Here is a 22,254-nt window from a genome sequence, read left to right on the forward strand (position 1 = left end):
ATATGGATCCACTTTCAGTTATTACTTCAGTTAATAAAGTGGCATTGTTTTTCTTTGTACTAGTGCTTGGATTTGTCGTTTATGAGTTCGTCATGTATCTAAAGGAAAACCGTAAATTTGAAAAGCCGACTGTACCGCAGTTTAATCCAAATAATATTGCCTCAAATACATTCACGACAGTCGTCGCTCCTGTCAAGAAAGCCCACACCCTAAATCCACACAAAAAAAATCGTCTTTTGCCTTTACTAATCTCCACCTTAATTCTGATACTCCTTGGAGGACTTGTTTTATTCTATGTACCAAGTACAACAAGTACGCCAGCCAGACTCAAAGATGAAAAACCTACAATTCTGGATGAGGGAATTGGCATATATTCACCTGATTGGCGCGATATCCCGAGATCTCAATTAAATGAATATAAGAATAAGCTAGTATTTATTACCCTGAAGAATTCTGGAGGCTCGAATATTGATAAAGCTCGTATCAGGGTTAACGCCATAGACTGGGCAACCAATCAAGAAACGCTGTTGTTTAACAAGGAACTTAACCTGTACTATATAAAGTATGTAATCGCATCAGACAGTGCGAGATTGAGAATACAAGGCCAGTTGCATGATATGGTTAGTGGTTGGCCAGAATAAATTGTCGAACTATGAATAAAAAAACTATCATAAGAATAGTTCTTCTGCTTCTTATAGGGCTTTTAACGGCAGCCGCTGTGTTGATTGCCATAAAGTTAAACTCAAGTAACCCACTGGATTCCTCAATTGGCAACACTAAAACAAGGGCAACTTTTCAAAAACAGATTGAGATTCCGAACGTTACTATCCCCCCAACTGAGGCACCATCACCAACTCCCACTCAAACACTATTAGCCGTAGCTCCAACAACTGAACTGTCACCTACGGATGCGGTAATTGTCGTTGCACAAACTACTCCTTCACCAACAACAAGTACCACTGAGACCTCAACCATCACTGTTTCACCAAGTGTGGCTACTACAGAAGCTCTGCCAGCTGCAGGATCTTTTCAGTCTCTTCTTGTACTTGCTTTGGCTGCGTCGACAGTAATTGTAGTCTCCCTACTATTTTAAGTACTGCTGAACGTAGGAATGAACAGCGGAGAATGATGCATCCTCTGGTACGAGGACGTACTTACCCTCATAATCCTCGTAGTTTGGAACCTTGAATAACTCCTCAGGAAGTGCCGTAGCACTCTGCTTGAAGTCTCTAAGGAGAACCATATTTCTTAAAAGAAATACTATTTGCTGATTTGTTATATCTCTCTGTATTAAAGAATTTACACCCAGGTAAAAGGTCTCAAGTTTTTCAAGATTAAAGCTAAGCACGAGCTTTGTTATTCGCTCTTTTATTGCACCCATAACCAATTGCTGTCTTTTATTGCGGCTAAAGTCGCTTCCCTCACCGCCTTGCGCATGTCTTGATCGTACAAAGGTCAGCGCTTTTTCACCATTCATATGTGTAAGACCTTTTGTGAAGGATACTGTTTTATATCTACATTTAAACTCGGGGTCTCCTCCACACTCATCATTTTCCTTACCCTCTATTGGAAACTCTGTGTCTTTGAAGGATTTCTCTACCTGAACATCTACTCCACCAAGTACGTCTATCAAATTAGTAAATTCATTGAAGTTGATCACTACTGCGTACTGTATCGGCTCTCCTAGTATCGCACCAACCTCTGCTTTAGAAAGTCTCAGCCCTCCACCATCTTTCTTTGCCTCACCATATGCGTAAGCAGAGTTGATTTTATCTTGAAGTGTGCTGCTCCACACATCCCGTGGTATTCCGATTGCTTTGACAATGTTAGTCTTTGTGTCATAATTCATGACCGTAATAGAGTCTGATAAAGTCGGACCGTCGTGACTACCTCCTGGGATTCCGAGCACAAGAATGTTCACCTTTTCATCGATCATTTTAAGGTCGCCGTATCCGAATAAAGACCGCAAAGGAGAAACCTTAAGAACCTTTGTTGCGAAGTGGTAGTAAGGAGCAATTAATAGTAAAAGAACTATACAGACACTTGCTAAAATAAGAGATAATGAAACACGCTTCTTTTTCAGATGTCTCATATATTCTCAAGAATCTTGATGAATTGTTCAGGATCAAGAGAAGCTGTTCCAACAAGAAATCCTGCAATTTCAGGATGAATTAGGTAGTCCTTGCAATTATTCTCGTCCAAACTTGCTCCGTAGAGAAATGTTGAGTCTGAAGATAAATTGAGACTTTTATAGACCTCCATAACCTGTTCTGCAGAAGTATTGTGACCAGTCCCAATATTTTCCGGCTGCTCATAAGCGACGAAGCCGGTATAGCCTTTTAGAAAATCATCGATGCCTCGAATGCATAAAATTGGCGTTATGTTATTATCTTTAAGATTCTTAATTTGCGTCTCAATTTGATCTATCGTCTCTCCTCTTTTCCGTCGTTCGCTGTGTCCGACGATACAGTAAGACGCCACGTCTTTTAAAGCCTGTGCAGTTACCTCTCCGGTGAAGCTGCCTTGCGTTTCGTTTGAAACAGACTGTGCGACAACACAACAATTTTGGAGGCCGCTAGTGACCGATTGAACAATCTGAAGATGCGCAGTGGAAGGGGCAATTCCGACGATCACATCCTGATGGAGTCTATAATATCTGGAAAAAGTTTGAAGCCAGTTCTGCATTTCATTTAATGATTTGTGAGCTTTAAGGTTTGCTATTAGATATTTCATGTAAATTTCAAAGTGCTTTAATTGTTCTAATTACTCTAAAGAATATCCAATTCACTAAACTTCAATTATTAGAAATTAGGTTAATTAGGTCAATTAGGTTAATTCTCTAGTAATATTATAGTTTATGCAACTTAATAGAGAACAGCAAGCGGCTGTTGAAAACACCTCAGGACCATCGATTATTCTTGCAGGAGCAGGCTCAGGAAAAACGCGAGTACTTATTCAAAAGGTCCTGCACTTGATTACCCATGCTCACGTACCTGCTCGTGAAGTTCTTATGATCACATTTACAAATAAGGCTGCCTCCGAAATGAAGAGACGCATGGGAACTACTCAGCTTGGGTTTGTTGGAACTTTTCATGCCCTCTGTGCCAGAATGCTACGCATTGATGGTGATCAAATTGGCATCGATAAAAACTTCGTCATCTACGACGAGTCAGATCAGTTGATGCTAATCAAACAAATCATTAAAAAAATGCAGACACACTTTACTCCAAAGTATTTCCTAAATCGTATCTCAGCTGCAAAAGGAGAGCTTATCCAACCAGATCAGTTTAATCAAATTTTTATGGACTATTCAGCCGAGATTGTGGGGCAGGTGTACAAAGAATATCAACTCAAGTTAAGAAAAAATAAAGCGCTGGACTTTGACGATCTACTTCTACTCACTCATGAGTTACTCACTCATCGACAACTTATCCTAGAAAAATATCGGAGAAAGTACACTCACATCTTGGTAGACGAATTTCAAGACACGAATACTGCCCAGTATCAGATTGCAAAGATTCTCGCTTCGCCCGCCGAAGCTTCAGCGAAGGCTGGGCATAACATAACAGTAGTTGGCGATTTTTCCCAAAGCATTTACTCGTGGCGAGGCGCAGATATCGGAAACTTAAATAAATTCAAAAGAGACTTTAAGGACTGTAAGGAGTTTCATCTAGAGCAAAATTACCGCTCCACGCAACAAATACTTGACTACGCCTTCTCCATCATTTCTCAAAACACAACTCATCCCATTCTTCATCTTCGAACTACAAACAAAAAAGGAGAGGATGTGGTTGTGTACGAAGCGGCCGATGAACAGGATGAGGCGTTTTTTATCATCGATGAAATGCGTAGATATATCTCGCTTTATCCAGAGGCATCGCTTGGGGTACTTTACAGAACCAATGCTCAGTCACGCATCATCGAGGAGGCGTTACTTCATGCATCGATGCCCTATGTTCTTATTGGTGGAACTCGCTTTTATGACCGCAAAGAGGTCAAAGACGTACTCTCCTACCTTCGATTCCTCGTAAATCCTCAGGATGAGGTTGCGATCGAACGACTCCAAAAAATTGGAAAGACGCGATTTAATAAACTCAAACTTGAGTATGTAAAAATCAAAGAGCGAGTAGAGAGCATTCCTACTGCAGAGCTTATGGAAATCGTCTTCAATTCAACTGGATACCTCGATCTGTACGACATCAATGATCCTGATGAATATGCACGGCTAGAGAATATTAAAGAACTGAAGTCGGTAGCTCTTCGATTCCCGGATATTTTTCATTTCTTGGAACAGGTAGCCCTCGTTGAATCAGAGTACTCGGAACAAGAAAAGGTCCAAAAACGCCTAAAAGGCGGTCACCACTTGGGCGAAAATGCAGATCTTTCTGGAATAAGCCTTATGACGCTGCACCAAGCGAAAGGCCTTGAGTTTGACTATGTGTGGGTAATAGGTCTCGAGGAAGGACTCCTTCCACACTCACGATCTGTCGATGACCTTTATCAGCTTGAAGAGGAGAGGAGATTGTTTTATGTTGGAATCACTCGTGCACGTCGCAAACTTTATATAACCCATGCTCGAAGACGATTTATCTTCGGCCGACGCGGAGAAACGATCAAATCTCGCTTTATCGAAGAATAAGAATACCTGTATAATCCCTCATGCGAAATCGACTTGAAGGTCTTACGAGAGGCAATCAATTCTATGCTGCTCGCCGTGCAGAACACGCGACCACAGATCTACTTCCATTCCGTATTTCTCCGACACCATTTCCTTTAACATCCGAGCAACATTCAGAAATCCATCGTATTGGAGCAGACGTGTCGGATTTTTTTCATGCAAGCGATGCTCTCTACCGTGATAACGATCAGGTGAGAGAACTTCTGGATAGAGGGAAGCCAGAAATATTTTGTGATACAGATCGACCGCTGAACTATCTATTTGTCAGACCAGACCTCATCATTACCGATACCGGTTTTACTATTTGTGAGATTGAGACCTCACCTTTTGGATTAGGACTAGCCCATCTATTAACTGACGGGTATAATCAGGCTGGTTTTGAGACTATGGTTGACCCAGCTATATTAGCTCAACATGTCCAGAATGGGACAGAACCGACCGGAGAGATCGTATTCAGCAAGAAAACCGACGCTTACAAAGGACAGTTAACCTACCTGGCAGAGTCTGTGTTCGGAAGGGACTGGACATTAAGAACGGTTGATGACCTTAATCTAGATACTCAACTTTATCGTGCTTTTTATCTGTCGGAGTACATGGACGATCCTCAGGTAAGACTTTTAGTCAACGGCGTTGCTCATGACTCAACCAAAGGACTCCTACCATCTCTGACACCCCATCTTGAAGAGAAAGCAGTGCTAGCCCTTCTCTGGGACAGGAGATTTCAGGAACGCTTCAGATCTCAACTCGGAGATGCGACCTTCAACCATCTTCGTCAGGTAATTCCTCCTACTTGGATCGTTGGCGAGGAAGCATACTTTGCCCCTGGTATGCCGGAGGGAATTGAGCGAAGTTCTCAGCTTGCATCGCTCGCTAAATCTAAGCGTGCCTTTGTATTAAAAACTTCAGGTTTTCACGGAGCGAGTTCGTGGGGAGAGGGTGTGACTTTTCTTCATAAAAAATCAGGAAAAAGTGTGGCTGAACTGTTTATGGGAGTTGAACAAAATCTAGACACACTTCATGTTGTGCAGGAATTTCATAAGCCAACTGAGTTGCCTATGTCCTACGTATTTGAGGACACAGTCGTTACCATAGGCGCAAAGGTTCGCCTTACACCATACTTCTCACTACAAGGAAAGTTGCTTTCCATTAAGGCAACGGGACGACAGGGAACCGAGTTTATACACGGGTCAAGCGATAGCATAAATGCAGCAATTGGTATATAACGAACTATGCAACGAATAATCTTTGACTGGAAAAGGACGCTCTATGATCCCGATTCTCAAAAACTGTGTGAAGGAGCTGTAGAGCTTTTGAAATATCTTTCCTTACAAAAAATCGACTTGGTCTTGGTTGGAAAAGGGCAACCAAATACCATTCAGGATGTCATTCGCCTTGGGCTTTCCCAGTATTTTTCGAAGATCTTTTTTGTTGGCACGTTAAAGTCGAAGGATATATTTAGTCCATTTATTACAAACCCCCCACTGGATACCTATGTTGTAGGTGACCGGATTCGTTCTGAAATTATTCTCGGAAAAGAACTCGGAACTACGACCGTTTGGATTCGATTAGGAAAATTTGCTGATGAAGTCCCACAGACCCCGGAAGAAGAGCCTTCTCTCACCTTTTCAAGTCTATCCGATTTCTTAGTACATCTTCGAAACTCTTAAAAAAAGATTGACTCACCTAAAACTATTGCTATACTATCGCAATGACAGACGTTATCTCGATCCTGAAAAAAGTGGGCGCTGTAATAACCAACGACCACTTCGTCTACACCTCAGGCAAACATGGTAGTGTGTATGTAAACAAAGATGCTGTCTACACTCATGTTGGTGAGGTTTCAAAAATAGGGAGGATGTTTGCTGAAAAATATAAAAATAGGGTGGTAGATATAGTTGCGGCTCCAGCTCTTGGCGGAATCATTTTATCGCAGTGGACTGCACATCACTTATCAAGGCTTAAGGGCAAAGAAGTTCTTTCAGTCTACACAGAAAAAACACCGGACAAAGATCAGGTCTTCACGAGAGGTTATGACAAGTTGGTTAAAAATAAAAAAGTATTGGTGATCGAAGATCTCACAACGACCGGTGGCTCAGTAAAAAAAGTGGTAAAAAGTGTGAAAAAGGCTGGTGGAAAAGTTGTTGGCGTTGCGGTTATGGTGAACAGAAATCCGAAAGAGGTGAACTCAAAATTCATGAGCGTACCCTTTACAGCACTCGCCGTTCTAAAGGCAGAGGCTATCGAAGAAAAAAACTGCGAACTCTGTAAGAAAAATGTTCCCATCAACACAACTGTTGGACACGGGAAAAAATATCTAGAGGCTAAGAAGAAGTTATCAAAACTGAACTAGGACTCGGTAATCGTTCTCTCTCCATACATATCCCACGATATCTTTGTCTTAGAGTCCTGCATCTCAAAAGAAACAAATCCACCCGATGAACCATCTCCTCCGTATTGTTTCAAACTAGTTGTACCCACCTCACCATTTTTATTCCTGTAGGTAATCTGCCATAGGTGAGGAATACCGATATTAATAGTTGGATCCTCTGGTTGAACGACGGCTAAGACCTCTATTCCATTTGGCACAAATCCAAGATTTATATACTTTATCTGCAACTGAAAGGCCAAGGCAAGATCTCTTACCTGTTGATATCGTCCTCGTGTAGCCTCCGCTCTACGGTTAGGGGTTTGATCTATGCGACGCTCTATAACAGCCATGAGGGAGATTATACAGGATTTAGTTTAGGTAGTGACACTTCTTGTCACACCTCGCTCTTCGAGCTACGAGGAACGTGCGATTAATTTGGGTAATGACAACGCTTGTACTTCTTTCCTGAACCGCAGTGACATGGATCATTTCTACCCGGTTTACCCTTGACCGCCGTAGCTTTAGCGACGGCTGGCTTGCTCGACGTTTTAGCTTTCGCCTTTGGCTCAGCAAACTGAGCAGTCTCAACAGGACCGGAAAGTACTAATTCTTTTCGCCCAGAGGGCGATCCCCCTTTGGGGGATTCTTGCCCAGCCGCATGAATATGCTCATGCGCTTCGATCTGAACACTGAACATTCTTCTGGTTGCCTCGAAGTACATTCCCTGAATTAATCTCTCAAATAACTTAAAGGCCTCATTTTTATATTCAGCAAGTGGCTGCACATTCGCATATCCCCTCAGACCAATCCCCTGTCTAAGGTCGTCAATTGAGCTAAGATGTTGAGAGAAGTACATATCTATCACCGATAGAAATATGAATCTAACAACGCCACGCCAGACACCATTGCTTGTCTCTTTTTCACGTTTTGCGTACTCCTTTTTTGCAGTAGAAACCAAGTAGTCTCGAAGACCCGTCTGGTTACGCTCCTCAATAAAGGTTTGAACAGTCTTCTCTGAAACAGGAAGTAACAATCTAAGCTCTCGAAGTGTCGTTGAATTCATCTCGGCAGTCTCATTGCCCAAATCAAAAGTAAACATGTTCGAGTGCATCTCAAGCTGCTCATCCACAACCGCAAGGATAGTTTCTTTGAAGGCACTATCGTCCTTATCTGCCTGCATGAGAATGTTTCTTCTCAGGTCATAGATAATTTCACGTTGCTTGTTCAATACGTCGTCGTACTCAACCGTATTTTTTCTCATGTCAAAGTTTCTTCCCTCGACCTTTACCTGAGCTTGTTCAATTGCTTTAGTTACCATTGAGTGAGTGAGTGGTTGGTCCTCAGGAAGATTAAAGAAGGTCATGAGCTTTGCAATCTGTTCACCACCAAAAATTCTCATGAGATCGTCTTCAAGCGAGACGAAGAATCTTGACTCACCAGGATCACCTTGACGACCAGCTCTACCTCTGAGCTGATTATCAATTCTTCTGGACTCATGGCGCTCGGTTCCGATAATGTATAAACCACCTAACTCGAGAACTTTTTTATGCTCATCATCCCACCCTCCTCCAGAGGAGGATCCCCCTTTGGATGTCTTTCTAACGTCCTTTTCTTTAGTCTTTAGATTTGCATCAGGATCTCCTCCTAAGATAATATCAACTCCTCGTCCAGCCATATTCGTTGCAACTGTAACTGCATTGATTCTTCCGGCAGAGGCTATAATCTGAGCTTCCTGTTCATGATTTTTTGCGTTGAGAAGATTGTGCTGAATTCCTCTTTGTCTCAACATCTTTGACAATAGCTCATTCTTATCAATTGAGGTGGTACCTATGAGAACCGGTCGACCAGTCTTGTTAACCGCAGCTACTTCCTCAACAACTGCCTTAAATTTGCCAATTTCAGTTTTGTAGATAAGATCCGATTCATCCTTTCGAATCATGTTGTTATGAGTCGGCACAATGAGAATCTCGCAGCCGTATATCTTGTGAAACTCTTCAGCTTCCGTCGCTGCAGTTCCGGTCATTCCAGAGAGGATTGCGTACTTTCTAAAGTAGTTTTGAAGGGAAATAGTTGCGAGAGTTTTCGATTCCTTTTGAATTGGCTGTCCTTCTTTTGCCTCAACTGCCTGGTGAATTCCTTCTGACCAGCGTCGACCGTACTGGAGTCTTCCGGTAAACTCATCAACGATGATTATTTCTGCGTCTTTTACAATGTAGTCCTTCTCTTTCTTAAATAAAGTCTCGGCCTTCAATGCCGCCTCAAGATGAAATACTGCCTCGAAGTCCTTCTCATATAAATTATCTATGCCAAGCATCTTCTCGACTTTTGAAAGCCCTTTTTCGGTCATATTTGCCGATCTCTCCTTTTCATCAACTACATAGTCCTCTGGCTGAAGTTTCTTTACCACCTGTGCATACTGATAGTACCTCGAGGTGTCCTCTTCATTTGGGGCTGAAATTATATGAGGGGTTCGTGCTTCATCAATAAGAACGGAGTCCGCCTCATCAATAATCGCAAAGTAGTACCCTCGTTGGCGAAGCTCTGCAGGATCCTGGACCATATTATCTCGAAGATAATCAAAACCAAACTCACTGTTGATTCCGTATGTAATGTCTGCAAGATATGCTTCTCGTCGAGCAACTGGCTTCAGATGTTGTAGTCTCCAGTCTGTAGTATTTTCGTCGTTATACTTCGCATCGTAGATAAAGGATCTTTCAGATATGTTCGCAGAGGTGGTCATTCCAAGAAAGTTAAAAACACCACCCATCCATCCTGCATCGCGTCTTGCGAGATAGTCATTGACCGTAACTAAGTGGGAGCCTTTCCCGGTTAATGCATGAAGGTAGAGCGCAGTAGTTGCTGAGAGCGTCTTTCCTTCTCCTGTTTTTTGCTCGGTAATCTTTCCGTCAGAAAGTGCAAGTCCTGCCATGAGCTGAACATCAAAATGTCTTATCCTAAGGACTCTTCGAGCGGCTTCCCTCACCAGTGCGAACGCCCAGGGACGAACCTCTTTTAGTACCTCAGGAGAACCTTTGGAGACTTTTTCTTTGAGCTTCTCAGTTTCCTTTATAAAATCGCTGTCCTTAAGTTTTCGTGCCTTCTCATCCAACTCATTAATCTGTGCAACAACTATCTTATATTCATCGATTTGCTTCTGGTTGTAGTCTAGGAATTTTTTGAAAAAGTTAAGCATTGTTATATTTCGTCATTCCGAGTCCCGATGAAATCGAGGACGAGGAATCTAGCGTTAGCGCTCCTTAAGTCGCTGGATCCTTCGCTGCTCTCAGGACGACCTTCGCCTTATTTCTGAAAATACTCTTGAGGGATGATCAGCAATTTTTGGGCTGAGTAGCGATTTTTTTCTTTTTCCTTACCGGAAACGGTGAGGACAAAATGAACGGCATCACCTTCTTTTATCTTAGAAAACCCAGCACTTTCCAACTCAAGAGTTTTACTGTCAAGCAAAGATATCTTCGTTGCCGACTCTATATCAATTGTATACCGTTCATGAGTAAAACTGTTGACGACAAGAGAGAAATCTGTCTTGTCTACCGTCGCTACAGTACCTGAGCCAACAAGAACCTGAGTGTCGATGTAAATTGAGTTCGCCGAAACCTTTGTATCATTTACTACTCCTGCAACGATCACGTAGTCACCCTTTGAGACATCACTCTTTTCAAGGTCTTTTTTGGACCCACTTTTAAGTGAATAATATTTAGTTACCACCTCATCGAGCGAAACAGTGAATACAGTCGAATCTTCGGCAGTCACCTTTATACTGGTCTTACCTACCTCAGTAACTTTACCAACAACCACTCTTAGTTCCTTTTTCTGGATCTGTGCAACTTTATTAACTAAATTTTCTTTGAGTTTTTGAACCTCTTTTGAAATGCTTGAAGAACTCGTTGCCTCAACCTGACCAGCACTGTCCGTGGCTATAGGAGTAATAGCCTGCACAACAAATGAAGCTGACATGAACACAAAGGCAAGTAATACGAAATACGTTATACGGTATACCTGTCTGCCGGCAGGCATGGCGATATACGATCTTCTCATTTCTGCAGATTATAAACTTTTATAATTTTTTCCTGGGTTCTAACCGTCTTATCTTCAGGATACATTGTAATAGAAATGACGTTTTCTCCAACTATAATGGGTAGCTTAATTGAGAAGTCACTTTTATTACCGAGCTTCATTACGCTGTCCTTTGCTGTGGATTGAAAAACAAGGAATGATTTACTTTGAGCTTTTCCCTTTATAGTAATTGAGCTCTGGTCTACAACGGCATCTGTTGATGGCTCAGAAATTTCGAGGTTTTGCGCATTCTGTGACGTTGTGGAGAGCTGTAATTTGCCGGAGTTAGTTTTTATCTGAGCACCCTTATCTATCTCCATTTCATGGATCTGTCGTACCATCACAAAAGCAACGATAAGACCAAGTCCTACTCCGCATACGATGGCAACAAGTACTTCTTTCTTCATAGAAAAAGCGAATTAACTACCTTGGGGATTGTATCAAGGATATCTGAGTTATTATACCAGTATCCTCTATCTAAAAAAAGAGCCTCGGCTGTTTTCTTAAGAATATATGAGGAACACACGCAGCTAGATACAGGATCAGAATGAGTGGTTAACCCTGCAACCAGACCGGCAAGAATGTCACCTGTTCCGCCTTTGGTAAGACCTTGATTACCACCGTCGATCAGTATCACATCTTTCCGTCGGAAACGAAGTCGGTTATCGCCTTCAGGAGAATAATGCAATGGTACTTCGAGGCCATCTCCTGAACTACCTTTGCCTTTTCCTCTGTAGATTTATCGGTTATCGAAATCCCAAAGAGCTGTTCGAATTCCTGTTGGTGAGGGGTGACAATGGCCGGCCTCTTAAGCGTTGCAAGCATCTCCGGCTTCATCATCTGCAGAGATCCTGCATCGATAACAAGCTGCTTGTTCTGTGCTTTGAGAAGAACACGTTTCGTAAGTTTTTTAGTCTCGTCATTTCGCTCCAGACCTGGCCCAATCAAAATCACGTCGTCCTCAGTTAAATAAGCATCGAGTTGATCTCGATGAACGACAATGCCATTTCTAAACTTGGTTTTAAGAGACAAAAAGATCTCATTATTCTCTTCCGTAGAGCAGTAATGCACCATGTCTGCAAAATGCGAGACAACTTCCGCGGACCACAACGAAGCGGAATGAAATAACTGCGATCCTCCAATAATAAGCACCTTTCCATTTTGACCTTTATGGCTATTTTGCTCAGGTAGATTGATCTTGCTAAGGAATGTTTGGATGCCTTCTAGTGAGTCTGTACTGACGGTTTTCAATTTTTACTTTTTAATTTTTAATTTTTATTTAATTTTCAAAAAATATTCATTTAATACAAATTACGAAATACGAATTACAAATTCCTTGCGTGCTATAATTTTACATCATGATGACTCATTTAGAGCTTAGGAAACAGTTTAAGAACTTCTGGGAAAGCAAAGGACATAAAGAGGTGCCGCCAATCCCGCTCGTTCCACAGAACGATCCAACCACTCTCTTTACTGGATCCGGCATGCAGCAGCTCGTGCCAAATCTTCTAGGGGAACCCCACCCTTTAGGAACCAGACTTTACAACGCTCAACGCTCATTCAGATCGCAGGATATTGAAGAGATCGGAGACAACCGACACACCACGATGTTTGAAATGATGGGTAACTGGTCGCTAGGCGACTACTTCAAGGAGGAACAGCTCTCTTGGTTTTATGAATTTCTTACAAAGCAACTTTCATTACATTCTGAAAATCTCCATGTGACAATTTTTAAGGGCGGCTCTGGTGTTCCTCAGGATCTAGATTCAAAGAATATTTGGCTGAAGCTTGGCATTTCCGAGGATCGAATATATGAATATGATGATAAGAAAAACTGGTGGTCTCGTGCTGGTTCCATTACCAATATGCCAGTCGGTGAGATTGGCGGACCGGACTCCGAGGTATTCTTTGAGTTCAAACAGGTAGTCCATGATCCTGCCTTCGGTGAGAACTGTCATCCGAACTGTGACTGCGGAAGATTCCTAGAGATCGGCAACAATGTTTTTATTCAGTACAAGAAAGAAGAGAACGGCTCCCTCACCGAACTTCCAAGTAAAAATGTGGACTTCGGAGGCGGTCTCGAAAGGCTCCTTGCTGCAGCAAATAATAACCCGGATGTTTTCCAGACCAACGTCTTTATTTCGATTATTCAATTAATCGAAGCAATCACCGGAAGAAAATACAGTGACCCTGCTGCACAAAACAGATTCGTGTTATCGCGGACCATATTAAGGCGGCGGTCTTTCTCATCAAGGATGGCGTTCGACCTCAAACAAAGAACAAGGATATGTGCTCCGTAGACTTCTGCGAAGATCGGCAGTAAAGTATCGATCTTTGGTAAGTGCGTTTAATCCTGCAGATATCGCTAATGTTGCCAAGGGCGTAATCGATACGTACGAGGGAATTTACTTCGATGGTAAGGTCGATACTCCCGAGATTTCATCGTTTATTAAAGATGAGATGGATCGCTTCGGAAAAACGCTTGAGAAGGGACTTCGAGAAGCAGAGAAAATACAACAGATCGATGGTTCAAAGGCCTTTGATCTCTATCAGACCTTTGGCTTTCCTCTTGAAGTTACCGAAGAGTTGTTTAAAGAAAAGGGACAGAATATTGACCATGTTCAGTTTAGGACTCAGTTTGATAAACATAAGGATCTTTCTCGATCTGCATCTGCAGGTAAATTCAAGGGAGGTCTTGCCGACCACTCGGATCAAGTTCTTAAATACCATACTGCAACTCATCTTCTCCATCAGGCGCTGTTTGATGTATTTGGAAATGATGTTCGTCAGGAAGGGTCGAACATCACCGGCGAACGTCTCCGATTTGATTTTTACTGCAAGATAAAACCTACAGAGGAACAAACTAATAAAATTGAGTCAATTATTAATGAAAAAATTATGGAAGCTCTCCCGATGCGTTTTAAGCTCATGCAAAAAGAAGATGCTCTAAAGGTCGGCGCTCGTTCATTTTTTAGGGAAAAGTACCCAGATCAGGTTAAGGTATATTATATAGGAGGCACCGATGACCAACCCGAGACGGCTTACTCAAAGGAGTTCTGTGGAGGACCTCATGTGAAAAACACAAAGGAGATTGGATCGCTCACAATCTTTAAACTCGAAACAATCGGAAGCAACCTATTTCGAATATATGCGAAGTAATTTCAAAGCTCAAAGATTAAATGTCAAACAAAGTCAAAAGTACAAAACTCAAGTTTTGATTTTGGATTTGGAACTTTATTTGATATTGGGATTTTGATATTTGACATTAGTAAAATTATTAGCTATTATTTCTGAACTATGGCAACAAAAAGAAAAACGGTACGAAAGGCTTCTGTTACTTCCTCTTCACGAAAAAAGGTCACACGAAAAGCACCTGTTGATCAAATGGAGACATATCAAATGCAACCACAACGATCTGGACCTTCTATGGTGCTCGTACTACTTCTAATTGCTATTTCATTCTTTACTGGATTCCTTTTCTTCAAGGTCCAGAGTCTTGAAAAAGGTGGGGGCGCTGCACAGCAGTTAGGCCAACAACAACAGGCAGCAAGACCAACTGAGCTTAAAATCGCCAAACCATCAACCAGCGAACACTGGAGAGGATCTAAGGATGCTAAGTTTGTTCTCGTTGAGTACACGGATCTAGAATGCCCATTTTGTAAGCAGGCTCACCCAACATTGCAGAAATTACTTTCTGAGAATGAAGGAAAGATGGCGTGGGTACTAAGACACTTCCCTCTTTCCTTCCATCCTAAAGCACAAAAATCTGCTGAAGCAGTCGAGTGCGCAGCTGAACAAGGTGGAGATGAAGCTTTCTGGAAGATGACCGATGCTATCTACGAAAAAATGCCGGATCTTGAGCTCACCGGTTTAGCAGGAGTTGCGACGAGTGTTGGACTTGACGGCTCAGCACTTCAGTCATGCATGGACAGCGGTAAGTTCGCACAAAAAATAAAGGATGAGCAGGCCGAAGGAGCCAAGGCAGGAGTGCAGGCTACTCCCTCGAATGTAATCTACAATCTGACAACGGGAAAAACGCTTCTCGTGGAAGGTGCTCTTCCTTACGACCAGTTTAAGACACAGCTCGACGCCTTTCTTGCTAAATAATGAATCTTTCTCTTATCGAGGGTGAAGGATCTCATCGTATAATATTGAAGTGTTTCTATCTCTAATAGATCAAGGCACAAACAAAAAACTGTGACCCTACGGGAATCGAACCCCGGTTTGCAGGATGAGAACCTGCCGTCCTAACCTCTAGACGATAAGGCCATTTTAGATCCGTTGTTTGACAAAAACAGACCTGTCTAGTACCATTTTAGCACATCCCCAAGGCATGATCGGGGATTTATTTTTTATAACATATATGAAAGCACATCAACTAAAGATACAGCTAACTCAGGATGGATTTGAGAAACTGCAAGCAGAGTTGAAGGATCTTAAAGAAAACAAAAAGCCTGCGGCAGTAGCACGATTATCCAAAGCAAGGTCCATGGGAGATCTCTCTGAGAATAGTGAATATCACGCAGCAAAGGAAGAGCTCGCCTATGCAGCGGGTCGTGTGAGTGAGGTTGAGACGATACTGAAGTATGCGAAGGTGGTTGCAGCGACAGGCTCTAAGCACAAAATTTCGTTGGGATCAAAGGTAAAAGTGATGACAGAAAATGGTGAGGAAGAATATGAAATTGTTGGAGAGTTTGAGGCAAACCCTGTTGAACGGAAGTTGTCTGCAACCTCCCCTATCGGTAAGGCTCTTCTCAATAAAGCGGTTGGAGAGACCGCAGATATCTCTGTTCCAGCAGGAACAAAGACCTACACTGTTGTTGATATTAACTGATCGTTTGCTATACTCATTTCTTAAATACGTAGCGAACTAAGAATCGCATTGCTTGATTATCCGCCAAGAAGCGTACAAGCACGTAGCAGGAAGAAAAGGCCCACCATCTCCGCCCACGGCGAGATTTGACGAGCCGTAGTAGAACCTGACGGGTATAAGCCCGTAACAGCAGTTAAGAGAAGTAATCAGGGTGGTACCACGCTTCATTCAATGAAACGTCCTTGAAAATAATATTTTCCAAGGATTTTATATGGTCGAACATAGAGAACATAAAGGTAGACATGTGCGTACAATCATTGTAAGAACACCCACCGAAGTTGAATTTATAACGGTTCAGTCTAGGCTGTCTATTGTCCCAGGTACAAAAACAACTTCCTTTACTTGGGGAGATCAGTCGGGCCTTCTATTGAATGGTCATCCAACAGAAATACGACACCTGTATGGAACTGTAAAATTTGGAGAACTTGATCCGGATGGATACGTTAGACTAATATTAACAACTCCGCATCTAACTGCGGTAATATATAACGCACATTTATGATCTGGGTAGATAGAGAAGTTAAAAAATCAAAGAACTCAACCTTCCACAGGTGTGGATCGATGATATGAAGACGCCATCTGGTCGTGTGCATGTTGGCGCTCTTCGTGGTGTTGTGATTCACGATCTTTTATATAAAGCTTTTACCGAGCAGGATGATGATGTGAATTTTAGCTATGTCTTCAACAACATGGATCAGATGGATGCTATTCCCTCATACCTTGACTATGAGAAATGGGAAAAATATGCAGGAATGCCTCTTTACAAAATTCCATCACCAGAACAAGGATTTGCTAACTTTGCAGAGTTCTATGCTAAGGAGTTTATAACGGTTTTTGAATCAATCAACTGCCATCCGAAAATCATCTGGTCATCGGACCTATATGAGTCTGGTAAGATGAATGACGTTATTCGAGAAGCTCTCGACAAAGCAGCTAAAATCAGAGAACTCTACAAAACGATCTCAAAATCTGTGAGGCCTGACAACTGGTATCCATTTCAAATAATCTGTGAGAACTGTGGAAAAGTTGGAACAACTTCTGTTACGGGTTGGGATGGAACAAATGTTACCTATGTCTGTAATCCTGAGATGGTAGCCTGGGCAGAGGGATGTGGTAACAAGGTTCTAGAAGTCCATTCGATGGAAATGGCAAACTTCATGGAAGGTGGACTGGCCAGCACATTGGAAAAAATTGGCGTAACTATTGAAGGATCTGGAAAGATCATATGTCTGCTGGAGGCTCGTACGACCTCTCATCATCGATAGCACGTGAGGCTCTTGGTTACGAAGCACCGTACGCACCCGCATATGAATGGTTTACAATAGGTGGGGCAAAAATGTCCTCTTCAAAAGGAATTGGAACCTCGGCAAAGGACGCTGCTGCAATTCTACCTCCCGATATCTTAAGATTTTTACTCGTGCGAACTCCTATCGAACGGTCTATTGACTTCAATCCCTTTGGAGATACTATTCCAAATATCTTCGATGACTACGATCGCTGTTTTTCTGCTTACTTTGACAAACTAGAAAATAAAGTACCAGAAGGTAAACAAGGCGAGGTAATTGAGGACTTTGCACGAATTGCAGAACTTTCACAGGTTAGACCTCTCCCAATGACAAGAATGTTTCTGCCAAGATTCAGAACTATCGTTAATCTTTTAAAAACGAGAGTTGAGATACTTGAATTTTTTGAAAAACAAAAAGGATCCGCATTAAATGATTATGAAAAAGAACTACTTGAGGAAAGAATAATTTACGCAGAAGGATATCTCAAAGCCTACGCAGAGGATGCGGATAAGGTAGAGCTTCTCGAGTCATTACCTGACGGTCTTGCACTTACCGAAAGTCAAAAAACGTTCTTACAGCTTCTCGGCACCGAACTTAAAAAACTAGCGACCGATGATAGAATGGCAATTCAGGACATTGTTTTTACAATTCTAAAAGAAAATAATCTTCAGGCTAAAGAAGTTTTCAAGGCATTTTATCAGATCCTTATTGGTAAGGAGTTCGGACCCAAGGCAGCAGATCTCATACTTGAGTTTGGTGTGAAAACAGTAATCTCTCGAATCGACAAAGTATTTGAGGAAAAAAATATTGATCATCCCGATAAGATAGATTCACTCTTCCCTATCTTAAAAGACTCTGACCTTTTTTCCATCGACGATTCAGTTCTTAGCAAATTCTCGTCTATTACTGTCGGAGTTGCAGTAATCAAGGGAGTAACGATAGGTAAATCGCCTCCTGAACTACAGAAGGAGATCGACGATTTTCTAACTCAGATGGGCATCCTTACTACAGAAATGATAAGTAGTTATCCTGAGATAAAAAGCTACCGAAAGCTATATAAGGCTACCGGTGTCGACTGGCATTCTCGAAGGCCATCACCTGAAGCCTTGCTCAGACGCTACGCCTTAAAAAAGGAGATACCGTCTATTAATTCATGTGTCGGTGCCTATAACCTGATCGTGATGAAACATAGAATTTCTGTTGGAGCGTTTGATCTTGATCAATTAAGTCTACCGACGATACTTAGATTTGCAAAGGAAGGCGAGGATATTCATTTACTTGGGGATGTAGAGCCAACTAAGTATGGGGCAGGTGAATTGGCCTACTTCGATCAGCTCGGGGGATACAATATTGATTTTAATTACCGCGACTCCAAGCACTCAGCCGTTACTGAAAGAACGAGAGATATCTTAATAAATACGGAGGGTGTATTCGACATATCTCCAAAGCAGGTTGAGCAAGTGTTGAAGGAGACGATTGAGATTATCACAAAGTACTGTGGTGGTACCGTAGAGAAGGTCGGCATCGTCACCGAAACTTGACACATATGATTACACGAGATAAAGCTCTAGAGATCGTTAACTCTAAACTAACTACGAAGAATTTAATCAGTCATTGTCTAGCTACTGAAGCTTCTATGAGGGCTCTAGCTAAACACTTCAATGAAGATCCGGACAGGTGGGGACTTGTAGGCCTTATGCATGATGCTGACTGGGATGTCACCCGAAACGATATCGACCAACATACTCACGAAACAGTAAAGTGGCTTAAAGAGGCAGGAGAAGATGATGAGTCTGTGCTTCAGGCAATTCTGTCACATAATTACAAGAACAATGGAGCAAACCCCCCACAAAATAATATGGAGTGGTCTCTCTATTGTTGCGATGAACTTACTGGCTTTATTGTTGCAGTTGCGCTTATTCGACCCGAAAAGAAGTTGGAGTTAGTAGAAGTGAAATCGATTCTCAAGCGCTTTCCTCAAAAGGCGTTTGCTGCAGGGGTGCATCGGGAACAAATTCAACTCTGTGAAGAAAAACTAGGAATCAAACTCGAAGAATTCGTTACCCTCACACTAAATGCAATGAAAGAAATCTCTCCCTCAATCGGCCTTTAACCGTACTTCATTATTATATAAAAATGAAGTTTTAACGATACCAATTGATTTGATCACGCAGCATCATTGCTTCACGTCGTGGATTTTCAGCAAATATTATTCCTCTTGAGGAGTTAATTATTAACCCTGCTCCCTTTGAGTTTTTCCCAGCTTCTACAAACTCCTGCACGTTTCCACCTTGCGCACCAACTCCAGGAACCAACATAGTCATGTCGTCAACTATCTTTCTCATCTGAACTAATTCATTTGCGAAGGTGGCACCCATAAAAATCATTGTATTTGGATTTTTTCCGTGAGCCTTCACCAAGTTTCTTGCAACTAAGTGATATAGTGGCATACCATTTACCTTCTGTTCCTGAAACTCCTTACTACCAGGATTTGAGGAATGACAGCCCACAATAAGCCCCTTATCAATGTTTTTGAAAAAAACATCTAGCGATTCTATACCCATGTATGGCATGATTGTCATAGCATCTGCCTCTAAATACTTAAAGGCATATGACGCATAGCCCTCATTCGTATTTCCAATATCCCCTCTCTTTGCGTCAAGAATCACAGGTATCATTGGATATTTTTTATGTATGTAATCAATTGTTTTTTTTAACTCTACTACTCCCTTAGCGCCATAAGCTTCGTAAAAAGCTGGGTTAGGTTTAAATGCACAGACCAAGTCATGAGTTTGGTCTATGATTTTTTTATTGAAAGAAAATAAAGGAGTCTTTACCGGATCCAAACCCACACAAAGTAAAGAATTATTTTGGGATATTGCTTTTTTAAGCTTTTGATGAAAACTCATAGTCCTTTGCGTTCTCTATCTATTGCTTTTTGCTGATCCTTAGATAGATTGCTCCAGATTATATCAATAAGCTCATCTCTTGTGATGAGATAGTGAGTTTCGAATGTGCTCTCTTTGGGTTGTCGAATAAATCCTACAAAGATTTGTACATCCTTAATTTTATGAAATGTCCCTCTAACCAAATCACCAACATTCTTTGCAGTTCCATCTCCCCCGGTCATCACATCATCGGGGATTGCCACCGGCAAATTCCAATTTAAATCTCCTGACAGCTGCTGTTGCTCACCCTTTTCTACTGCTGTTAATTCTTTTGATTTAAAAATAATTTGTGGTTTATCTAGTTTATAGGCCAGTGATCCAACCAACTGAGCACTTATTTTAGAATCGACATTACAAAGAATGAATTCTTTATGACCATACTCCTCAATCAATAAATATGAAATACCATCAATAAACGCTTTATAAGCCTTTGAAGAAGAAGCAAGCTTACGCTGATCCAGATACATGTAAGATTTTTTTCCGCCTCTCAGTGTGTATGGATTTTCCTTGACAGATTTAACGAGAAATGAATCAGTTGCCAATAGCCCCTCAATATATTGTTTCTTAACATCATCAAATATCATTGTGATATTTTACTTTATATAGTATTATTTTGCTCATGCTTGAAAGTTGGAAAATCATTGCGGTACTAACTCCCATCGCATTCGTTGTATACCAATCACTCTCAAAAATGCTTCCGAAAAATGTACCTGTGTTTCTAGTTACCGCATATGCATCTTTAATCGGAGCGCTCGTTATGTTTTCGATTCATCTTGTAACCTCATCCAACAAATCTCTAAACTTAACAGGGAAAAGCCTAGCCCTAGCATTACTCATCGGATTATTTATCGTCTCAGGAAATTTTCTTATCGTGAAAGCGTATTCTCTTGGAGCACCTCAGTCTACCTTTACCGCAATGTTTTACCCGGTCCTTATCATTCTTGGAGTTCTGGCTGGAGTAGTAATTTGGCATGAAAAATTAAATGCTCTTCAGGTACTCGGTATGGCATTATCAGTCGTTGGTGTAGTTCTCATTAGCTATTTCAGAAAATAATATGTTAAAAATGCCTTTTTACGATCCCACTATTTCTTATGAGGATAACTATGAACTCGGCCCCTTTGGTGATTTTGCAAACGATAAAGTTTATAAGCATAAAGGTAAACCTAAAGCAGTTTTTTTAAAACAAAAAAGTTTATCTTCCATTTGGAATCCCCCCTGGTCCTGTTCTTAACAGTAGATACGTCAAAAGCTCATTTGAGAAAAGGGTTCGATATTGTCGTCAAGGTACAAAACCGTACGCAGCAGCTATTACCCTTGCCATCCCTACCCAAACGTTCTTCCTCTCCAGCTTAATGGAGATCTCACACTCAAGAAAGCCTCTGGAAAACTCAAAATCAAAAAGAATATGGTAATCCTCTCTCGATTACCAACTCATTTGGAGTTCCATCTAAAGGATCCGTATTTTTGGCAAGCAGACGTAAAGCGTTCACTTTCCTATGCTGGAGAAGGTCAAGTTCTTGTCTTGAGCTTTATGGAACAGTCAAGAAAGATCAGACCGAGCGAGAATTTGTTTCAGACTTTGCACATACTGCTCGAATGTCATATGAAACAGGAGCAAAGGTTCTCGAGGTAAACCTGTCATGCCCGAATGTAGAAACGAGGGGCTTGTATGCTATAACCTAGCTGTTACTGCAAAAATTCTGAAAGCAATTCGAGGTGAAATTGGAAATCGATCACTCATCGTGAAGGTCGGCTATTATAAAGAGATCGCAGTTCTTGAGAAGATGGCTGAGATCGTAAATGAATATGCAGACGATATTGCAGGAATCAATACCATCCCTGCGGAAGTAATAAACGTGAAGGGTGAACAGGCACTTCCTGGACCAAATAGGCTGAAGAGTGGCGTATGTGGGCATGCAATTAAATGGGCGGCTCTCGAAACCTCAGTTTCAAATCTTAAGGAAATTAAAGAGACCTCGAAACTTTAAGTTCTCCATTACAGGTGTGGGAGGAGTAACCATTCCGA

Annotated in this window: 27 protein-coding genes and 1 tRNA gene; 17 read left to right on the forward strand and 11 right to left on the reverse strand. The window is 41.7% G+C overall.

Going from position 1 to position 22,254, the window contains the following annotated elements; all coding sequences use genetic code 11:
* Positions 1–2: 2 nt before the first annotated feature.
* Both IPH70_03230 and IPH70_03235 read left to right on the forward strand, forming a co-directional pair.
* On the forward strand, positions 3–641 hold the full coding sequence (locus IPH70_03230) for a hypothetical protein (GenBank protein ID QQR63497.1): 639 nt from the start codon (positions 3–5) through the stop codon (positions 639–641).
* Positions 642–652: 11 nt separating this feature from the next.
* The gene (locus IPH70_03235; protein ID QQR63498.1) at positions 653–1,093 is read left to right on the forward strand and encodes a hypothetical protein; all 441 of its coding nucleotides are present in this window, start codon (positions 653–655) and stop codon (positions 1,091–1,093) included.
* Here IPH70_03235 and IPH70_03240 read toward each other — a convergent pair.
* Both IPH70_03240 and IPH70_03245 read right to left on the reverse strand, forming a co-directional pair.
* Complete coding sequence (locus IPH70_03240) at positions 1,085–2,092, reverse strand: LCP family protein (GenBank protein QQR63499.1); 1,008 nt, start codon at positions 2,090–2,092, stop codon at positions 1,085–1,087. The two genes, IPH70_03235 and IPH70_03240, sit on opposite strands and share 9 nt — an antisense overlap.
* Positions 2,089–2,733, reverse strand: coding sequence for a triosephosphate isomerase (locus IPH70_03245; GenBank protein QQR63500.1), 645 nt, complete (start codon positions 2,731–2,733; stop codon positions 2,089–2,091). The genes IPH70_03240 and IPH70_03245 overlap by 4 nt, the downstream gene beginning before the upstream one ends.
* A gap of 124 nt (positions 2,734–2,857) precedes the next feature.
* On the opposite strand from IPH70_03245, the gene IPH70_03250 reads away from it, so the two are divergent.
* The 4 genes from IPH70_03250 to IPH70_03265 are packed head-to-tail and all read left to right on the forward strand — an operon-like array spanning position 2,858 to position 7,028.
* On the forward strand, positions 2,858–4,639 hold the full coding sequence (locus tag IPH70_03250) for a UvrD-helicase domain-containing protein (GenBank protein ID QQR63501.1): 1,782 nt from the start codon (positions 2,858–2,860) through the stop codon (positions 4,637–4,639).
* 20 nt (positions 4,640–4,659) lie between these two features.
* Positions 4,660–5,901 (forward strand): hypothetical protein, encoded by a 1,242-nt coding sequence (locus tag IPH70_03255; GenBank protein QQR63502.1) that lies wholly within the window; start codon positions 4,660–4,662, stop codon positions 5,899–5,901.
* A 6-nt stretch (positions 5,902–5,907) separates the two neighbouring features.
* Positions 5,908–6,345, forward strand: a complete 438-nt coding sequence (locus tag IPH70_03260; GenBank protein QQR63503.1) for an HAD hydrolase-like protein — start codon at positions 5,908–5,910, stop codon at positions 6,343–6,345.
* A gap of 41 nt (positions 6,346–6,386) precedes the next feature.
* Entirely contained in the window at positions 6,387–7,028 is a 642-nt protein-coding gene (locus IPH70_03265) for a phosphoribosyltransferase (protein ID QQR63504.1), read from the forward strand.
* On the opposite strand, the gene IPH70_03270 is transcribed toward IPH70_03265, so the two are convergent.
* The 6 genes from IPH70_03270 to IPH70_03295 form a co-directional block, all read right to left on the reverse strand.
* Positions 7,025–7,396 (reverse strand): hypothetical protein, encoded by a 372-nt coding sequence (locus IPH70_03270; protein QQR63505.1) that lies wholly within the window; start codon positions 7,394–7,396, stop codon positions 7,025–7,027. The genes IPH70_03265 and IPH70_03270 overlap by 4 nt on opposite strands.
* Positions 7,397–7,476: 80 nt before the next feature.
* Entirely contained in the window at positions 7,477–10,239 is a 2,763-nt protein-coding gene (gene secA, locus IPH70_03275; protein QQR63506.1) for a preprotein translocase subunit SecA, read from the reverse strand.
* 107 nt (positions 10,240–10,346) lie between these two features.
* Positions 10,347–11,102 carry a hypothetical protein gene (locus tag IPH70_03280; protein ID QQR63507.1) on the reverse strand — a complete coding sequence of 252 codons (756 nt, stop codon included), beginning with the start codon at positions 11,100–11,102 and terminating at the stop codon, positions 10,347–10,349.
* On the reverse strand, positions 11,099–11,527 hold the full coding sequence (locus IPH70_03285; protein ID QQR63508.1) for a hypothetical protein: 429 nt from the start codon (positions 11,525–11,527) through the stop codon (positions 11,099–11,101). The genes IPH70_03280 and IPH70_03285 overlap by 4 nt, the downstream gene beginning before the upstream one ends.
* Positions 11,524–11,757, reverse strand: coding sequence for a hypothetical protein (locus IPH70_03290; GenBank protein QQR63509.1), 234 nt, complete (start codon positions 11,755–11,757; stop codon positions 11,524–11,526). Before IPH70_03290 ends, IPH70_03285 begins: the two co-directional genes overlap by 4 nt.
* Positions 11,754–12,371, reverse strand: a complete 618-nt coding sequence (locus IPH70_03295; protein ID QQR63510.1) for an NAD(P)H-hydrate dehydratase — start codon at positions 12,369–12,371, stop codon at positions 11,754–11,756. Before IPH70_03295 ends, IPH70_03290 begins: the two co-directional genes overlap by 4 nt.
* 107 nt (positions 12,372–12,478) lie before the next feature.
* On the opposite strand from IPH70_03295, the gene IPH70_03300 reads away from it, so the two are divergent.
* The 3 genes from IPH70_03300 (at position 12,479) to IPH70_03310 (ending at position 15,227) form a co-directional block, all read left to right on the forward strand.
* On the forward strand, positions 12,479–13,420 hold the full coding sequence (locus tag IPH70_03300; GenBank protein ID QQR63511.1) for a hypothetical protein: 942 nt from the start codon (positions 12,479–12,481) through the stop codon (positions 13,418–13,420).
* The gene (locus IPH70_03305; GenBank protein QQR63512.1) at positions 13,410–14,279 is read left to right on the forward strand and encodes a hypothetical protein; all 870 of its coding nucleotides are present in this window, start codon (positions 13,410–13,412) and stop codon (positions 14,277–14,279) included. The genes IPH70_03300 and IPH70_03305 overlap by 11 nt, the downstream gene beginning before the upstream one ends.
* 138 nt (positions 14,280–14,417) lie before the next feature.
* Positions 14,418–15,227 (forward strand): thioredoxin domain-containing protein, encoded by an 810-nt coding sequence (locus IPH70_03310; protein QQR63513.1) that lies wholly within the window; start codon positions 14,418–14,420, stop codon positions 15,225–15,227.
* A 91-nt stretch (positions 15,228–15,318) separates the two neighbouring features.
* Here the strand turns inward: IPH70_03310 and IPH70_03315 are convergent.
* A tRNA-Glu gene (locus IPH70_03315) sits at positions 15,319–15,389 on the reverse strand.
* A gap of 94 nt (positions 15,390–15,483) precedes the next feature.
* Here IPH70_03315 and greA point away from each other — a divergent pair.
* From greA to IPH70_03340, 5 genes are all read left to right on the forward strand, one after another.
* Complete coding sequence (gene greA / locus IPH70_03320; GenBank protein ID QQR63514.1) at positions 15,484–15,954, forward strand: transcription elongation factor GreA; 471 nt, start codon at positions 15,484–15,486, stop codon at positions 15,952–15,954.
* 250 nt (positions 15,955–16,204) lie between these two features.
* Entirely contained in the window at positions 16,205–16,495 is a 291-nt protein-coding gene (locus tag IPH70_03325) for a hypothetical protein (GenBank protein ID QQR63515.1), read from the forward strand.
* 64 nt (positions 16,496–16,559) lie between these two features.
* Positions 16,560–17,258: a hypothetical protein gene (locus IPH70_03330; protein QQR63516.1), complete on the forward strand. Its 699-nt coding sequence runs from the start codon at positions 16,560–16,562 to the stop codon at positions 17,256–17,258.
* Positions 17,219–18,820, forward strand: coding sequence for a lysine--tRNA ligase (gene lysS, locus IPH70_03335; GenBank protein QQR63517.1), 1,602 nt, complete (start codon positions 17,219–17,221; stop codon positions 18,818–18,820). Before IPH70_03330 ends, lysS begins: the two co-directional genes overlap by 40 nt.
* A gap of 5 nt (positions 18,821–18,825) precedes the next feature.
* Complete coding sequence (locus tag IPH70_03340; protein ID QQR63518.1) at positions 18,826–19,392, forward strand: HD domain-containing protein; 567 nt, start codon at positions 18,826–18,828, stop codon at positions 19,390–19,392.
* 31 nt (positions 19,393–19,423) lie between these two features.
* Here IPH70_03340 and pyrF read toward each other — a convergent pair whose 3' ends face one another.
* A complete protein-coding gene (gene pyrF / locus IPH70_03345; GenBank protein ID QQR63519.1) occupies positions 19,424–20,188 on the reverse strand; it encodes an orotidine-5'-phosphate decarboxylase in 765 nt (254 codons plus the stop codon).
* Positions 20,185–20,811, reverse strand: coding sequence for a hypothetical protein (locus IPH70_03350; protein QQR63520.1), 627 nt, complete (start codon positions 20,809–20,811; stop codon positions 20,185–20,187). The genes pyrF and IPH70_03350 overlap by 4 nt, the downstream gene beginning before the upstream one ends.
* A 35-nt stretch (positions 20,812–20,846) precedes the next feature.
* Between IPH70_03350 and IPH70_03355 the strand changes: the two genes are divergently transcribed.
* The 3 genes from IPH70_03355 (at position 20,847) to IPH70_03365 (ending at position 22,216) form a co-directional block, all read left to right on the forward strand.
* Positions 20,847–21,281 (forward strand): EamA family transporter, encoded by a 435-nt coding sequence (locus IPH70_03355; GenBank protein QQR63521.1) that lies wholly within the window; start codon positions 20,847–20,849, stop codon positions 21,279–21,281.
* A gap of 369 nt (positions 21,282–21,650) precedes the next feature.
* A complete protein-coding gene (locus IPH70_03360) occupies positions 21,651–21,911 on the forward strand; it encodes a hypothetical protein (protein QQR64422.1) in 261 nt (86 codons plus the stop codon).
* Entirely contained in the window at positions 21,869–22,216 is a 348-nt protein-coding gene (locus tag IPH70_03365) for a hypothetical protein (GenBank protein ID QQR63522.1), read from the forward strand. Before IPH70_03360 ends, IPH70_03365 begins: the two co-directional genes overlap by 43 nt.
* Positions 22,217–22,254: the final 38 nt, after the last annotated feature.

The sequence above is a fragment of the Candidatus Roizmanbacteria bacterium genome (assembly GCA_016699265.1).
GTDB lineage: Bacteria > Patescibacteriota > Microgenomatia > UBA1406 > GWC2-37-13 > CAZLQR01.

Excerpts from the sequence above, each read along its gene's own strand:
- IPH70_03235 (QQR63498.1), top strand. The coding sequence starts at position 653 with ATGAATAAAAAAACTATCATAAGAATAGTTCTTCTGCTTCTTATAGGG.
- IPH70_03350 (QQR63520.1), bottom strand. The coding sequence starts at position 20,811 with ATGATATTTGATGATGTTAAGAAACAATATATTGAGGGGCTATTGGCA.
- lysS (QQR63517.1), top strand. The coding sequence starts at position 17,219 with ATGTCTGCTGGAGGCTCGTACGACCTCTCATCATCGATAGCACGTGAG.
- greA (QQR63514.1), top strand. The coding sequence starts at position 15,484 with ATGAAAGCACATCAACTAAAGATACAGCTAACTCAGGATGGATTTGAG.
- IPH70_03265 (QQR63504.1), top strand. The coding sequence starts at position 6,387 with ATGACAGACGTTATCTCGATCCTGAAAAAAGTGGGCGCTGTAATAACC.
- IPH70_03245 (QQR63500.1), bottom strand. The coding sequence starts at position 2,733 with ATGAAATATCTAATAGCAAACCTTAAAGCTCACAAATCATTAAATGAA.
- IPH70_03260 (QQR63503.1), top strand. The coding sequence starts at position 5,908 with ATGCAACGAATAATCTTTGACTGGAAAAGGACGCTCTATGATCCCGAT.
- IPH70_03255 (QQR63502.1), top strand. The coding sequence starts at position 4,660 with ATGCGAAATCGACTTGAAGGTCTTACGAGAGGCAATCAATTCTATGCT.
- IPH70_03330 (QQR63516.1), top strand. The coding sequence starts at position 16,560 with ATGAAGACGCCATCTGGTCGTGTGCATGTTGGCGCTCTTCGTGGTGTT.
- IPH70_03340 (QQR63518.1), top strand. The coding sequence starts at position 18,826 with ATGATTACACGAGATAAAGCTCTAGAGATCGTTAACTCTAAACTAACT.
- IPH70_03300 (QQR63511.1), top strand. The coding sequence starts at position 12,479 with ATGATGACTCATTTAGAGCTTAGGAAACAGTTTAAGAACTTCTGGGAA.
- IPH70_03285 (QQR63508.1), bottom strand. The coding sequence starts at position 11,527 with ATGAAGAAAGAAGTACTTGTTGCCATCGTATGCGGAGTAGGACTTGGT.
- IPH70_03325 (QQR63515.1), top strand. The coding sequence starts at position 16,205 with ATGGTCGAACATAGAGAACATAAAGGTAGACATGTGCGTACAATCATT.
- IPH70_03270 (QQR63505.1), bottom strand. The coding sequence starts at position 7,396 with ATGGCTGTTATAGAGCGTCGCATAGATCAAACCCCTAACCGTAGAGCG.
- IPH70_03280 (QQR63507.1), bottom strand. The coding sequence starts at position 11,102 with ATGAGAAGATCGTATATCGCCATGCCTGCCGGCAGACAGGTATACCGT.
- IPH70_03250 (QQR63501.1), top strand. The coding sequence starts at position 2,858 with ATGCAACTTAATAGAGAACAGCAAGCGGCTGTTGAAAACACCTCAGGA.
- pyrF (QQR63519.1), bottom strand. The coding sequence starts at position 20,188 with ATGAGTTTTCATCAAAAGCTTAAAAAAGCAATATCCCAAAATAATTCT.
- IPH70_03365 (QQR63522.1), top strand. The coding sequence starts at position 21,869 with ATGCCCGAATGTAGAAACGAGGGGCTTGTATGCTATAACCTAGCTGTT.
- secA (QQR63506.1), bottom strand. The coding sequence starts at position 10,239 with ATGCTTAACTTTTTCAAAAAATTCCTAGACTACAACCAGAAGCAAATC.
- IPH70_03240 (QQR63499.1), bottom strand. The coding sequence starts at position 2,092 with ATGAGACATCTGAAAAAGAAGCGTGTTTCATTATCTCTTATTTTAGCA.
- IPH70_03355 (QQR63521.1), top strand. The coding sequence starts at position 20,847 with ATGCTTGAAAGTTGGAAAATCATTGCGGTACTAACTCCCATCGCATTC.
- IPH70_03230 (QQR63497.1), top strand. The coding sequence starts at position 3 with ATGGATCCACTTTCAGTTATTACTTCAGTTAATAAAGTGGCATTGTTT.
- IPH70_03310 (QQR63513.1), top strand. The coding sequence starts at position 14,418 with ATGGCAACAAAAAGAAAAACGGTACGAAAGGCTTCTGTTACTTCCTCT.